This is a genomic window from Microvirga rosea, assembly GCF_020595095.1.
Classification (GTDB): Bacteria; Pseudomonadota; Alphaproteobacteria; order Rhizobiales; family Beijerinckiaceae; genus Microvirga; species Microvirga rosea.
This window is the reverse complement of sequence record NZ_JAJDOP010000002.1, coordinates 186,405-200,078: the sequence shown is the minus strand read 5'-3', so window position 1 is coordinate 200,078 and position 13,674 is coordinate 186,405. Positions and strand designations below refer to the sequence as shown.

The following is a 13,674-nucleotide window of genomic DNA, read 5'->3' as shown; positions in this document are numbered from 1 at the left end:
CACATCCGGGTCCAGGATCGCCATAAAGGCGTGTGCCGGCTCAACACCTTCACGGCTGGCGAGAAAAGCGGACGAGGCTCTGAACTTGCAGCGTCCCTTGCCGGACGGGGCTCTGCAAATCGTACCCCGCAGCGAGCGCAAGGATGCGGCCTGAATGCTGTGGAAGGCGGGGCGAGGGGCGAAGCCGTCGCGTACGCGCTCGACGAGCACGCCGCCGTTGCATCCTATGATCTTGAGCATCCGCAAGGGATCGCGGTGACGGGGCTGGGCCAGGACGGTGAGGACATCCGCCCGCTGGAAGCCTGTCTCGCGCAGGAGATGGTCATCCCATTCACCAAGGGTGGCAATCTGGCGACGGTTCCGGGCCACGGGTGAGGGAGGCGACGAACGAGATGAAGCCAGGCATTTGCGTATCCTTTCTTATTTCCGGCAGTATCGAAGTACTGGGTAAAAATAAATCACGCAGCATTCTCCGCCTGGGTCGAGCAGCCGGCGTCGGCGCAGCACTCGTCAGCCAGGAAGCCGATGAGGCTGTTCATCGGCGGATCGCTGGCCCGGCAGATTAGGGTGGTGGCCTGCCGCTCCTGGGTCACCAGCCCGGTCAGCAGGAGCCGCTGGAGATGGTGCGACAGCGTCGACGGTGGGATGCCAAGGCGATCCTGGATCTGCCCGACCGGCAGGCCAGCCGCTCCGGCCCGCACCAGCGTTCGGTAGATCTGGAGCCGGGTGACGTTCCCGAGCGCTTCGAGTTGCCTGGCTGCTTGTTCGACATTCATGGAAGTAGCAAGCGGATTTCTGAATCGCTCGTCAACTGATATTTCTAGATTTATCGAAATACCTTACGGTGCACGGATATTTTGCCGCCACGCTGAAACCTGTGGCCAGATCACCGGTTCACTCGACTAACGTATGTTAGTCCAGGGTGGTGTGAGCACCCGCGATGGGCTCGCCGAGCGTACCCAAGGAGAGTGCCGATGTCCCACGACGCCTCAGGCGACGTGCGCCTGCTCCATATCAACGACGTCCATCCGGATGTTGCCACCTTCATGATCGCTCGCGCATTCGCCGAGACCTACAGAGACGTGCCCGAGGCTCCGATCCCTGAACCACTCGTTGCCATTCTCCGGCAGATGAAAATCGGGAAAGGCGACCATGACCGCGATGCAATCTGAACCTCACCTCGCGCTGATCGTTGAGGACGATCCCGACATCCGGGCCCTCGCTGCCGTCCTACTCGAGGAGACTCCTCTGGATGTGGTCGAAGTCGAGAGTGCGGAAGCCGCCTTGGACTGCCTCCGGAACCGCGGTGGCGAGGTGGCAATGATGTTCGCCGATGTTCGCCTCCCGGGCGAGATGGACGGAGTCCAGCTCGCCAAGGCTGCGTGCAAGCTCTGGCCGACGGTCAGGGTCGTGCTCACGTCGGGCGATCCAGGCGCAATGTCCGACGATTTGCCGGAGGGCGTCACCTTCATGCCCAAGCCGTGGCGTGGCCTCGACGTGCTGGTCCAAGCCGAGAAGGCCATCCACGACCCGCAGCCACCGGTGATGTGACATGGGATCGTCCGGAACCGGCGCCCCTCTCGTCGTTCTTCTGGTGGAAGACGAGCCGCTGGTGCGCATGGCGGCGGCCGATGAACTTGAGGAGGCGGGCTTCCAGGTTCTGGAGGCTGGGAACGCGGACGTTGCCCTGGCAGTGCTGGAGGTGCGTTCAGACGAAGTCCATGTGCTGTTCACCGACGTCGACATGCCCGGCTCGATGGACGGCATGGCTCTCGCCGAGCAGGTTTACCGACGCTGGCCACACGTCCTGTTGCTGATCTCCTCCGGCAACGCCCGACCGCATCCCGACGAGATCCCGGACCACGGACAGTTCATTCCGAAGTCCTAAGGGGCGGCCACCCTCATCCGGCACATCCAAGACATGATGCACATGCCGCGGCCATGAACACGCTGAGGCAGATTGGCTGGAGTGTCGCCGCAGCCCCGGCTCCGCTTGGCTCATCCCGACTTCATCCGGCGCATTCGATACTGCAGCGTTTGGACGTATGCCCGAACAGGCGCATACTGGCTCCACCATCAGCCGATCCGAACCGTAGGCGCTGATGGCTGAGAGATAAGCGCGCTCCCGCCTGATGGTTGAGGTATGGCGCCATGAGCGACCTCCAACGAGAGCGCGAAGACCTGATCATGGCAGATCGACATCTTTCCGGGGGCGAGCAGCGGATCGCCGAGCAGATCACCCTGATCCGCAGAATGACCGAGCAGGGCTACGACACGGTCGTGGCCAGGGAGTTACTGCGGTTGCTGGAAGAGACCATGGTGACTTGGCGGGGCCACCGCCAACTCATCCTGGATGCGATTGCCCGGCATGAGAGGGCCATCTCCCATCCTCCTCCGGCGGATTTTGGGCCGGAATCGTCCTGACCACGGCCACCCGTCTCCCTGTTGCCACGCGTCCACCGACCGGTGATCGATGCGGCCGAGTGCCCGACTCCGCGCTCGTGCCAGCCCTGGCTGCGGTTCACGATCCAGACTGCTCACAGCATCACCCATCAAAGGCCTTTAAGCAGCGGAACGACGTAGTCCCTTCCCAATTTGTCTTGGCCGCAAATTTCATCGCGGAGCTTACTGAATAAAGCCATTCGATTGCGTTCCTATAGCGGTGCCCGCAGTTTGGGTCGCCTTTTCCGTCGACCTTGATGTATTGCAGAGTTGGTACGTTCACGGCAGCAAAGCTGCCGGTTGGCGCCGTGTAGATCGTCGAGAGGTCCTTTTTGAAATCGATTTTGTTCATGGATCTTGCCAGTGGTGCCAAGCCAGGTGACACCCGTGTGTATGGGACGTTCATCCGCGAATAAGCAAACGTGATGGAATGTGGTGTCGGCTGATGGTTCGCTGTTCGGTGTCGTAGTGCCGTCCCCGATTGTTCAATGGTTGGCGCGGTTCTGAATCTCGTTGCAAAACCAGCGTTTAAGTCGGTCGTACAAGATATAATATGCGAGCCGATGGTGCCGAATGCGTTACCGCCGCTGTTTGGGGCTTGTTCCTTTGCATGCTCCTGACCGGCGATCGCACGCACTTCCATGGGAACTCTCACAGTTCATCTTCGCACTATGACGGAACGTGCATTGAACGAGAATTCAGAGCGGCATTCGGAAGCAAAAACCATCAAGAGTCGGGCAGGTGCCTAAACGAGCGGGGCATTTTCCCGTTTGCGATCATAAAAAGCGACGAGGCTTGGGTGAGGCGACCGCGCCGCTCGGCCCAATAGCGGCAGATGCAGTCGAAATGCGTTCTCTTCGAGCTTGCAGGAAGCGGCGAACGCTCGGGTCGGGTTCCAGCCTGATTGCGCATGCATAGGCCTGATCGGCCACTGCTGCTTGTCCGCAGCGGGCCAGGAGTTCCGCTCGGGCGGCCCAATAAGGCTGGTATTGGGACAGGCGATGATCGTTGTCGACTTCGCATAGGACAGCCAACCCGTCCTCAGGGCTCCGGGCTTCTGCGATCACCATCGCGCGGTTGATGGCCACAACGGGGGAACCGGTAATCGCCAGGAGCGCGTCGTACAGGGTTTACAACACTGTCCAGTCCGGAGCCCGGCCGAACCGCCGGATCGCATGGGCGGATTGCACGGCCGCCTCGAGCTGATAGCGACCGATCCGGCCCCTATGGCTTGCACCGAGCAGAATGTCCTCGGCCTCGGCGATGAGCATGGTGTCCCACTTGGACGGATCCTGGTCATTCAGGGGAATATAGCCGCCCTGGTGGTCGCGACGCGCGCGTCGGCGCGCCTCAAGGTGAAGCATGAGGGCGAGCAGGCCAAGCACCTCGGGTTCATCAGGCAGAAGCCTCGCGACCAGTCGGCCGAGCCAGAGCGCCTCTTGCGCGAGCTCCCTTCGGCGCTGTTCCGTTCCCGCAGGATCGGACCAACCTTCCGTGAAGGCCGCATAGATCGCCTCCAGCACGGCGTCGAGCCGCTCAGGCATCTCCAGGTGCTCCGGCAGCCGAAAGGCGATCCCGGCCTGCTTGATCTTGGTCTTGGCTCGGACAAGGCGCTGCCCCATCGTGGTCGGGGAGACCAGGTAACAGCCTGCAATCGTAGCGGCATCGAAGCCGAGGACCGTCTGAAGGATGAGGGGGCTTCGGATCTGGCGGTCGATGGCCGGATGGGCGCAGGCGAACATCAGCCGCAGGCGCTCATCGGGGATGTCCGAGCCCTCGCCAGCGTCCCGCAGTTCGTCTGCGAGCAGCTTGAGGTGTTCGGCCGCGCCTGCTCGGGTTTCCCTCTGCCGTGCCGTATCGACCATTCGCCGACGGGCGACGGTCAGGAGCCATGCCTCCGGGTTGGCCGGGATGCCAACGGCATCCCACTGGTCGAGGGCGGCCGCGAAGGCTTCGGACAAGGCGTCCTCGGCCCCCGCGATGTCCCGGGTTCGGGCGGAGAGGTAGGCGACCAGTTTGCCGTAGGAGTGCCTGGCGACCCGTTCTGCCGCCTCCCTGGCCTGCGAAGCGCGACTGGTCGCGCCCATACCGTCAGACGACCCACATCGGACGGACCTCGACGGCACCCTGCGTCGTAGCAGGGCATCGAGCCGCCCATTGCAGGGCCGCGTCAAGATCGGGGACATCGATGATGTAAAAGCCGCCGAACTGCTCTTTCGTGTCGGCATAGGGTCCATCGAGGATTTCGGGTGCCCCATCGCCGGCCCGCAGGGTGCTGGCCGTTGACGACGGCTGGAGGCGGTCCCCCCCGATCAGGACGCCTGCTGCCTTAAGGGCATCCGCGTACGCAATGTAAGCGCCGGAATGGGCGCCGCTCGTTTGGCCGGGAGCGAAGGCTGCTTCGTCGCGATAGATCATGAGCATGTATTTCAAGGCTGTTCTCCTGATGTGGGCAGCCCGGACTGGGCTGACACACCAATGTCGATTGAACCCGGGCCAATTCGACAGCATCCACAACGAGTGTCCGGTTTTTCTGCACGGTTGCAAGCTGCCACCTTTAGATTCTCCAAGCAGACGGGTTTCCCTTTGCCGATGATGGCTTGCGGCGAAGAGCAGGCTGGAAATGCGCCTGGCAGGAAGCAACCGATCGCTCTTCAGACATGCACGTCTCCGAAGGCCAGTTCACCTTCGCCCATCGGTTTGCGCAAGGTGGCGTGGAGAATCCAGCCATAGAAGATCGTAACAGCGGCGATCACAAGCCAGCCAGGAGCCGGGCCGATTGCGGCATTCCGCACCCACTCCCCCACGGAGGCGACCAGATGAGTCTCGGCGGCGCTCTCCTGCATTCTGATGAAGGTGGTCTTCACGAGCCACGCAAACAGCAGGATCAGAAACATCCAGCAATAGTTGCGCCGGAGACGACGCGAGATCGCCTGGCTTTGACTGGTCAGGAAGAGGGGCCGCCTAAGGTCATCACCCAGCCTGTGGATCCACTCGTCCGTTGTTCCCTCTTCGGGAGCAAAGATCTGAGCGTAGTAGTTGCGCTCCAGCCGGCGCACGCGGTTGCGGTAGACGTCAAAGAAGCGGTAGCGGCGCGCCTCGATGACCAACAGCAGCAACACCAGCACCATGGCGAAGAGCAGAACGCCATGATGAGCGGTCGGCGTGGAGAGCGAAACGGAGAGCATGGCGGCCACCACGGTGATGGCCCAGTTGGTTGTGCGGTCGATCCGGTCGCGCCAGCCGGCCATGCGGGCGATCTCAGCGCGATGATAATGCACCAGAACAGTGATGAATTCTGTCGAGGTGGCCGGAAACACCGGCACCGTAATAGTGGGATGGAGAACCTGGACGGAACTCGGATCGTTCTTCGGGAGCATCTTACCCCTCCCTCAGCTCGGGACGGCAGCGAGACCCTGACAGTCGGTAGAGCCCCTCGTCTGGAACCGGCTCTCAGCGGCGACGAAGTACTATAGCACTTTCATAGGGGCGTTGATCATTCCTCCAACGACCATCGGCATCACTTGATCTTATGGCAACAGAGCCAAAAGAGCAGGCGGCGATTGGCTCGGGCCGCGACCGGCGGAGAAAGCCTTCGGTTAGGGACATAGGCCAACAGGGTTGGGCGAGCCGCGGCCCCACGCCAGGATTCCAGGCAGGCTTCGATGTTTTCAATGCGCCGAACCCCTCGGCCAAGCACATCTTTAGGGGTTGTATTTCAATACGTACGTGCGTATTAAAACACCATGGCAAAAGAATCGCTCAGAGAAACTATCCTTTCGGCCGGGCTAAACGTGATGTTCCGAAAAGGCTTTCACGGTTCGGGTGTGCGCGACATCGTCAGCGAGGCGTCGGCCCCCCAGGGATCCTTCACAAACCACTTCCGCTCCAAGGAAGCCTTCGCGGGTGAAGTGCTCGACCGATACTTCGAACACACCCGGGCGTTGGTGAGCCAAGCTCTCGATGATCCCGATATTTCACCCCGGGAGCGCCTGCGTCGCTACTTGGATCTCATTACCGATCGACTCGCTCACGATGGCTTCACGCGCGGGTGCCTCATCGGCGACTTCAGCCTTGAGACGGCGCAGGTCAGCGAAGTGCTGCGTGAGAAGCTGGTTGTGATCTATCGCGAGTGGCTGCGCCCCTTCGCGGCCTGTATTGCGGAAGGCCAGCGTGACGGCTCCATCGCCTCGACGTTTCCGGCTGAGGAGCTCGCAGACTTCCTGATCTCTTCCTGGGAGGGGGCCATCCTTCGCATGAAGGTCGAGCGTAATGCCGCTCCTCTCGAGCGCTTTAAGCGCATCGCCTTTGCCACTGTCTTCAATAAGGACGGAACCCATGATCCCTGATGTCACCCTACCGCGTCGAGCAGTCCTCGACACGACGATGGCCTATCGCGAAGCTGGTCTTGTCGGCGCACCCGTCGCACTGTTCCTGCACGGCAACCCGACCTCATCCTATATCTGGCGCAATATCATTCCTCACGTGGCGAACGTGGCGCATTGTATTGCTCCGGACCTTGTTGGCTTCGGACAATCGGGCAAACCGGATATCGCATACCGGTTCGCGGATCACGTTCGTTACCTCGACGCTTTCATTAACGCTTGCGGGATTACGTCCGCTTACCTCATCGCGCAGGATTGGGGCACGGCGCTCGCGTTTGAGCTTGCAGCAAGACGACCAGAGTTCGTCCGTGGGCTCGCGTTCATGGAGTTCATCCGACCAATGCCGAGCTGGGAGGACTTTCACCAGCTTGCCGCAGCCCGTGAGATTTTCCAGAAATTCAGGACGCCCGGATTGGGTGAGACCATGATACTGGAGGGCAATGCGTTTGTTGAGCGCATACTTCCTGGTTCGGTCAAGCGTCAGCTTACCGACGAGGAAATGGCTGTCTACCGTGCACCTTTCCCCACTCCTGAAACACGCAGGCCAACTTGGCGTCTGCCGAACGAGTTGCCGATCGCGGGAGAGCCGGCTGACGTTTGGTCAACGCTCGAAGCTGCTCATGGCGCCTTGCGCAACTCTGATTATCCAAAAACGCTGTTTGTTGGCGATCCTGGGGCGCTCGTCTCACCTGCCTTTGCGGAAACTTTCGCGTCAACTCTGAGGCACTGCCGCGTGGCCCATGTCGGAGCTGGTGCACATTATCTTCAGGAAGATCAGCCGGACGCAATCGCCCATGGAGTGGTTGAGCTGATCTCCGACACCGAAAACCGAACTAGCGGTGTCGCGGCTTGAGAACGTGCGGCAAACCAGGCTGGCTAGGGTCGTCCCTTCACAAGGAATGATGTGCAGGCAGACCACGTAAGCTTCCTGCGAACAAGACAGGCTTGTTGCCCATCCACTTTCCATCCGCCTAAGGTCTCCGTGAGGTCAAAAGCCGACATTCATCAGAGGTAGGGAGAAAACCTCACCATTTCGCAGAATGCGGGCGAAGGGTTTGCAGCAAAAAGGTTCATTCTGTCTCAAGACAGACCTCGGCATCTTCAGCTGCAGCCTTCGCAAGATTGACGAACGTCCGGCGCACATCCGGGCTCCTGATCGCCATAAGGCCTGTATCAGCTCAGCGCATTTGATTGCGAGGGACGACCTACCAGAAGCCGGGGCCCCACGGCCCGAAGTCGAAGGCGTTCTGGTTCATCATCGCGGTCATCTGCTGCTCATCGGCCAATTGCTTGGCAAAGACGGCGGCACGGTAGCTCGACCACGCCGTCTGGTCGCCGAAATAGACGCACTGGCACCCGGCGGGATCGGCATAGACATAGACGACTGTTCCACCCGATGTCTGGCGAACGAACCTGTTGGGCGGGAGCTTTTTCATAGCGGCAATCCGCGCCGGTGAATTGGCGGGCTGAAGCGTGAAGCCGGCTGCCGCGAGCAGGTTCTCTTTATTCTGATTTGCCTGCTGCTGGGTTTGGCACGCGGCCAGGGCCAGACTGATCGCGCCAAGCGACAGGATCGATGTGAATTGCATTGCTTCTCTCCAGGCGGCCGGAATCGCTACGGAAATGGTTCCGTCGATGCCAACAGATTTCCACAAAGGCCAGCGCTCAGCTTGACAGAACGGGACGTCCACTTGACCAAACGGGGCAGCAAGGCCGGCGAAGTTCGGATTCTGGAGGGTCAATGGGTTTGATCCACTCGAAGCGGGGCTCAAGTTGCTGCAGGCCGTGTCGCAACCGTTCAGGCAGATCCTTCGGATCTCCTCAGCGTCCCCGAGAGGTCTGGGCGATACCAGCCAGCGCGGTACGCTCGTTCGGTCCGTCATGAGGTCGTTCAATCTTATCAGCCAGGGTGAGCGTGGCGCCATCGTGCTGGGATCAGGCTCTTCGTCACTCAGGCGGGCGAAGCGACAACCCGGCAACATCAGTCAAGAAATACCGGGTTCGGCGCGGCCATCGACCGAAACGACCCGCGAATATGTTTTTCCGTTCGGGTGGCCCCTAAGGAGAGGGCTCTCAATCTGGGCGGATATGCAGCATTGGAATTGCTGCCCGCCAGCGGCTCAGCGGAAGGACCTCGGCTCCCTCCGGCGCCTGCCAGTCCGAGCGAACGGCCGAGGGAGGCTGTCGCAGCCCTCGGCCGTCGGAGGTTAGACCTCGTACCTCATCACGATCTCGCCCTCTATGATGTCGCCTGTGGCTCGAAAGCCAACAGCCTCATAGAGACGACGCGCTCGCTCGTTCTTGGGCTTCACCCCCAAAACGACGCATGAGCAGCCCGCGTGCTCCGCCAGCATCCTAATGATCTGCATGAGTGCAGCTCGTCCGTATCCGTTACCCTGGAAACGGGCGTCAACCATAAGGCGATAGATCCAATAGTTTCCATCGTCCTCATCAAGAGCATACATGGCGAACCCGACTGGTTTGCCTGCCGCGCGAATGATGAGTGGTACGCAGGCGGGGTTGTCCTCGGCCTCTTCGAGTGAATCGTCATTGCTCGCAACGAACGAAGACTGGTTGGCAGGCACGCGCAATGAACGAACACAATCGTGTTCATCGCGGTGCAGTTTTTCAACAGCAATCAAAGCTGCTTTGACAGCGTAAGGCTGTTCTTCATGTTTCACGATAGCAGTTCCTGTGATGGCGCTTGACGTTGCGCCAATCTTGACACGTGGATAATTAGATCTGCGCAGCCAACGACGTTCGTCGGACCAATACGACGTGGCAATGCGCTTCCAGCGATGCTCGCAGGACCTACCGGTTGAAGAAATACCTTAATCCAGCGAGCGCGAATATGTCGTATAATTCAGTCATAGCGCGCCTCCCTGGAATGATTTCGGACTGGCATCGAGATACATGAGTCACGGCCCTTTGCCAACCGGAGACGAATGGGCCGAAGGGAAGTGGATCAAGCCTATTTCCCGCTGGGAACCAAGCAGTATCGCAATCGAGGCGAACGGCTTTTCGCGCAACGGATCCGATTAGCAAGCAGGTTCATGCGCACGCGACCACTGCGGAGCAGCGACAGGTAAGCCTTCAACACCCGCTCGTCCATGAGCTTGCCGTATCGAACCGAGCAGACCAGGATAATCACAGAAATCGAGTTTGCGCGCGGGACGCTCATCGCGAGTCCTGAAAAACCCCACCTATGGAGCGGGCCGACTGACTGGACTATACACCGGGTCGAGGTTGAGGGAGAGGAATCCGCTTTGGATATCAAGACAACTTGTCGAATGACCGTGCTGAGTGCCGAGCGGACAATCACGATCCCTATGATCGCACACGCGAGCGCGCAGCTTTGTCCCGCCCTGCTGAGGGAGGCTGAGCAGCATGGGTTTCTGATCGACGGCCCGTGGATCTTCGTGTCCCATGATCTGCCAACGGACCAGCACACAGAGTTCAGGGTCGAATTCTGCCTGCCGGTGTCTGCCGGCATTCCCTATCAAGGCAATTATGCTCTCAAGTCCCTCGCGCCGATTCTGTGCGCGTCGGGTCGATACAATGGGCCACTCCAAGATTTGTTCTCTGATGGGTATGGTCCTTTGCTCCGATCAATCACGTCCGCCGGACACGTGCTCTCGGGCGAGAGCCGCGAGATTTACCACCGTTGGCAGGGGCCGGATCTGAGGGACAATCAGATCGAGATCCAGTTTGGGCTACGCCAATGACGGCTCCGCCCGTCAGAACCCAGTAGCAGGACGTCCAGAACTGCATTGCGCCTTGGCTCTGCCCGCAGTCCCGCCCTCGTTCCGGAAACTCGGAAGGGCACGTTCAGTAAGCATCATTGCCGAGGCTGCCCGGCCTCGCAGCCAGTCCACCTGCGCGTGCAGGTGAAGCGCCTCGGACAATGCTGTCATGGCTATCGGGGTGAAAGTTTGCAGAAGCGAGATTTTCCTTTCGCCATACTGTTCGAAGCCGACCTGCGGCAAAGTCGGTGAGACGGCCCCTGTTCACCCCCAGCTCGTACATCCAGGGCGACAACGTCACACCCGTCCTCCGGCTCCGAGCAGGCGCATGGCGTTGGCGGTGACCAGCACCGTCGCCCCGGTGTCCGCCAGGATCGCCGGCCACAGGCCCGTGATACCGAGGATAGTCGTCACCAGGAACACCGCCTTGAGGCCGAGCGCGATGGTGATGTTCTGGCGGATGTTCGCCATGCTGTCCCGCGATAGGCGCACCATGCGAGCCACGTCGAGGACGCGCCCGTGGAGCACCGCGGCGTCGGCGGTCTCCAGCGCTACGTCCGTGCCGCCGCCCATGGTGATACCGACATCGGCAGCGGCCAGGCCCGGGGCATCGTTGATCCCATCGCCGATCTTGGCAACCACGAAGCCTTGGGCCTGGAGTTCGCGCACGATGGCCTGCTTGTCTTGCGGCAGCAGTTCTGCCCGCGGCTCGATGCCGAGACTGCCGGCAATGGCCTGGGCCGTACGGCGGTTGTCGCCGGTGACCATCAGGGCCTTCACACCTGCGCTCCTGAGGGCATCGAGGCCCGCTTTGGCGTCAGGCCGTGGCTCGTCTCGCATGGCGATCATCCCGGCCACCTGATCCGCGGCGAGGAGCACGGAAACGGTCTTGCCCTCGTCGTTCAGCGCGATGATGCGGGCCGTCTGCTCGCTCGTGAGGGGAACTCTCTCATCAACGGCCTTGGCCGAGCCGAGGAAGAGCGACACGCCGCCGACGCTGCCGGTCACGCCCTTGCCGCCGACGGCGCCGGCGTTCGCCGCCGGAGTCACTGCGAGTCCGGCCTCCGCGGCCTTGGCCAGGATGGCGGTGGCGAGCGGATGGCTCGACCCCATCTCCAGGGCGGCGGCAAGTGACAGGACTTCCGGCTCCGAACGGCCGACCGGGATCACATCGGTGACCTTGGGCTTGCCCTCGGTCAGCGTGCCGGTCTTGTCGAAGGCCGCCATGGTGACCTTGCCGAGGTTCTCCAGCACGACTCCGCCCTTCATCAGCAGGCCGCGACGGGCCCCGGCCGACAGGCCGGCGGCGATGGCGGCAGGGGTCGAGATGACGAGCGCGCACGGGCACCCGATCAGCAGTATCGCCAGGCCCTTGTAGACCCACTCGCTCCACGAGGCGCCGACGGTGAGTGGTGGCACGATGGCGACCAACGCGCCGACGACCAGTACGGCGGGCGTGTAGTAGCGCGAGAAGCGGTCGATGAAGCGCTCGGTCGGAGCCTTGCTCTCCTGCGCCTCCTCCACGAGCCGCACGATGCGCGCGATGGTGTTGTCCTGCGCGGCCGCGGTGACGTGTACGCGCAAAGCGCCGCTGCCATTGATCGTGCCGGCGAACACCCTGTCCCCGGCACCCTTGCGTTTGGGCACGCTCTCCCCGGTGACCGGAGCCTCGTCGACGGCGCTCTCGCCCGAGACGATTTCGCCATCGGCCGGAACCCGGTCGCCGGGCCGTACGAGGATGATCGACCCGACGGCGAGGATCTCGGCCGGGACCTCCTCGGTCCTGCCGTCGCGCTCGAGGAGCGCGGTCTTGGGCACCAGCTTCGTCAAGCCCTGGATGCTGGCGCGCGCACGTCCCGCGGCGACGCCCTCCAGCAGCTCGCCGACAAGAAACAGGAAGACCACCATAGCGGCCTCTTCGGTCGCGCCAATGATCACGGCGCCGACGGCTGCGATGGTCATCAGCATCTCGATCGAGAACGGAGTGCCGAAGCGGGCTGCCACGAGCGCTCGCCGGGCAATCGGCGCAAGGCCCACGGCCATGGCGAGGATGAAGGTCCAGTGCCCGGTCTGCGGCACCGCCCGCCCGACGAGGTAGGCCGCCACGAGCGCGGCGCCGCAGGCGATGGTCAGAAGGCCACGCGTGCTTTTCCACCAAGAAACGTCGCTGGGACCATGATCGTGCAGGTGCCCGTGCAGTCCGGCCGCAGGCTCCTCATCGGAGTCGTGCCGGTGATCGTGGTCATGGTCATGGTCGTGGCCGCAACCGGGGCCATGCCCATGGTCGTGATGGCCATTCTCGTGGGAGGTCGTCGGCTCCTGCTCCATCACCTTGTACCCGAGCGTGGTGATCCGCTTGGAGAGTGCGGCCGGGATGACCGTGTCGGCGTGGTCAACCGTCACGGTTCCGGCGGGGACTGAGACATTGACGCGGCCCACGCCGGGGGCACGCCGCAGGGCGTTGTCGATCTTGGCCGCGCAGGAGGCGCAGTCCATCCCCGAAACCCGGTAGCGGGTGCGTCGCGCGAGCAGGGCTTCGGATCCGCCTTCAGGGCCGCTGGGCGGGTTGGTTGCCTCAGACATGACAAACCTCTTCACATTGATTCGGACGGAGGCTACATCCTCTAGCGGCTAGAGGTTCAAGAGGTTTCTTCCATGTCCCTGACGATCGGCGAGCTGTCGCGGCAGACCCAGGTGAAAGTGCCGACGATCCGGTACTACGAGCAGATTGGCCTGCTGGCCGAGCCGGCGCGAACGGTGGGGCAGCAGCGGCGGTACGGCTCCGATGATGTCCGTCGGCTCAACTTTATCCGCCATGCCCGTGAATTGGGTTTCGAGGTCGACGCCATCCGGCAGCTCTTGGATCTGACGGCCGCGCCGAGCCGCTCGTGCGGCGAAGTCCATGAAATCACCAAGGCCCATCTCACGGAGATCAAGGACAAGATCGTCCGGCTCACGGCCCTGCGGGACGAGTTGGAGGCCATGGTTGCCTGCGATCATCGCAAGATATCCGAATGCCGGATCATCGAGGTGCTGGCCGACCACGGACAGTGCCAGCACGCGGAGCACTGATCCGGCCCGCTGCGCGCAATCATCGTGCAGCG

Annotated in this window: 17 protein-coding genes; 9 read left to right on the top strand and 8 right to left on the bottom strand. The window is 61.8% G+C overall.

The features are described from left to right. The first annotated feature begins 30 nt into the window (after positions 1 to 30). Complete coding sequence (locus tag LJD17_RS05275; protein ID WP_227383109.1) at positions 31 to 375, top strand: hypothetical protein; 345 nt, start codon at positions 31 to 33, stop codon at positions 373 to 375. A gap of 83 nt (positions 376 to 458) precedes the next feature. On the opposite strand, the gene LJD17_RS05270 is transcribed toward LJD17_RS05275, so the two are convergent. After that, on the bottom strand, positions 459 to 776 hold the full coding sequence (locus tag LJD17_RS05270; RefSeq protein WP_227383108.1) for an ArsR/SmtB family transcription factor: 318 nt from the start codon (positions 774 to 776) through the stop codon (positions 459 to 461). A 198-nt stretch (positions 777 to 974) separates the two neighbouring features. On the opposite strand from LJD17_RS05270, the gene LJD17_RS05265 reads away from it, so the two are divergent. The 4 genes from LJD17_RS05265 (at position 975) to LJD17_RS05250 (ending at position 2,424) form a co-directional block, all read left to right on the top strand. Further along, entirely contained in the window at positions 975 to 1,172 is a 198-nt protein-coding gene (locus tag LJD17_RS05265) for a hypothetical protein (protein ID WP_227383107.1), read from the top strand. Beyond that, positions 1,153 to 1,551 carry a response regulator gene (locus tag LJD17_RS05260; RefSeq protein ID WP_227383106.1) on the top strand — a complete coding sequence of 133 codons (399 nt, stop codon included), beginning with the start codon at positions 1,153 to 1,155 and terminating at the stop codon, positions 1,549 to 1,551. The genes LJD17_RS05265 and LJD17_RS05260 overlap by 20 nt, the downstream gene beginning before the upstream one ends. Position 1,552: 1 nt before the next feature. Then, the gene (locus LJD17_RS05255) at positions 1,553 to 1,888 is read left to right on the top strand and encodes a response regulator (protein WP_227383105.1); all 336 of its coding nucleotides are present in this window, start codon (positions 1,553 to 1,555) and stop codon (positions 1,886 to 1,888) included. A 263-nt stretch (positions 1,889 to 2,151) separates the two neighbouring features. After that, on the top strand, positions 2,152 to 2,424 hold the full coding sequence (locus LJD17_RS05250) for a hypothetical protein (protein WP_227383104.1): 273 nt from the start codon (positions 2,152 to 2,154) through the stop codon (positions 2,422 to 2,424). 121 nt (positions 2,425 to 2,545) lie between these two features. Here LJD17_RS05250 and LJD17_RS05245 read toward each other — a convergent pair whose 3' ends face one another. The 4 genes from LJD17_RS05245 to LJD17_RS05230 all read right to left on the bottom strand — a co-directional run bounded on the left by LJD17_RS05245 (position 2,546) and on the right by LJD17_RS05230 (position 5,822). Beyond that, positions 2,546 to 3,085 (bottom strand): hypothetical protein, encoded by a 540-nt coding sequence (locus tag LJD17_RS05245; protein WP_227383103.1) that lies wholly within the window; start codon positions 3,083 to 3,085, stop codon positions 2,546 to 2,548. 487 nt (positions 3,086 to 3,572) lie between these two features. Continuing rightward, positions 3,573 to 4,529, bottom strand: a complete 957-nt coding sequence (locus tag LJD17_RS05240; protein ID WP_319799677.1) for an RNA polymerase sigma factor — start codon at positions 4,527 to 4,529, stop codon at positions 3,573 to 3,575. A gap of 4 nt (positions 4,530 to 4,533) precedes the next feature. Beyond that, complete coding sequence (locus tag LJD17_RS05235; RefSeq protein WP_319799684.1) at positions 4,534 to 4,866, bottom strand: YciI family protein; 333 nt, start codon at positions 4,864 to 4,866, stop codon at positions 4,534 to 4,536. Between the two features lie 230 nt (positions 4,867 to 5,096). Next, entirely contained in the window at positions 5,097 to 5,822 is a 726-nt protein-coding gene (locus tag LJD17_RS05230) for a DUF2270 domain-containing protein (RefSeq protein WP_227383101.1), read from the bottom strand. A gap of 366 nt (positions 5,823 to 6,188) precedes the next feature. On the opposite strand from LJD17_RS05230, the gene LJD17_RS05225 reads away from it, so the two are divergent. Beyond that, positions 6,189 to 6,791: a TetR/AcrR family transcriptional regulator gene (locus LJD17_RS05225; RefSeq protein WP_227383100.1), complete on the top strand. Its 603-nt coding sequence runs from the start codon at positions 6,189 to 6,191 to the stop codon at positions 6,789 to 6,791. Beyond that, positions 6,781 to 7,680 (top strand): haloalkane dehalogenase, encoded by a 900-nt coding sequence (locus LJD17_RS05220; protein WP_227383099.1) that lies wholly within the window; start codon positions 6,781 to 6,783, stop codon positions 7,678 to 7,680. Before LJD17_RS05225 ends, LJD17_RS05220 begins: the two co-directional genes overlap by 11 nt. A gap of 352 nt (positions 7,681 to 8,032) precedes the next feature. Here the strand turns inward: LJD17_RS05220 and LJD17_RS05215 are convergent, their stop codons facing one another. Both LJD17_RS05215 and LJD17_RS05210 read right to left on the bottom strand, forming a co-directional pair. Further along, the gene (locus tag LJD17_RS05215; protein ID WP_227383098.1) at positions 8,033 to 8,569 is read right to left on the bottom strand and encodes a hypothetical protein; all 537 of its coding nucleotides are present in this window, start codon (positions 8,567 to 8,569) and stop codon (positions 8,033 to 8,035) included. 465 nt (positions 8,570 to 9,034) lie between these two features. Further along, complete coding sequence (locus LJD17_RS05210; RefSeq protein ID WP_227383097.1) at positions 9,035 to 9,508, bottom strand: GNAT family N-acetyltransferase; 474 nt, start codon at positions 9,506 to 9,508, stop codon at positions 9,035 to 9,037. 609 nt (positions 9,509 to 10,117) lie between these two features. Between LJD17_RS05210 and LJD17_RS05205 the strand changes: the two genes are divergently transcribed. Then, positions 10,118 to 10,552: a hypothetical protein gene (locus LJD17_RS05205; protein ID WP_227383096.1), complete on the top strand. Its 435-nt coding sequence runs from the start codon at positions 10,118 to 10,120 to the stop codon at positions 10,550 to 10,552. 315 nt (positions 10,553 to 10,867) lie between these two features. Here the strand turns inward: LJD17_RS05205 and LJD17_RS05200 are convergent, their stop codons facing one another. After that, entirely contained in the window at positions 10,868 to 13,153 is a 2,286-nt protein-coding gene (locus LJD17_RS05200; RefSeq protein WP_264478275.1) for a heavy metal translocating P-type ATPase, read from the bottom strand. A 72-nt stretch (positions 13,154 to 13,225) separates the two neighbouring features. Between LJD17_RS05200 and LJD17_RS05195 the strand changes: the two genes are divergently transcribed. Then, complete coding sequence (locus tag LJD17_RS05195) at positions 13,226 to 13,642, top strand: MerR family transcriptional regulator (protein WP_227383095.1); 417 nt, start codon at positions 13,226 to 13,228, stop codon at positions 13,640 to 13,642. The last annotated feature ends 32 nt before the right edge of the window (positions 13,643 to 13,674 follow it).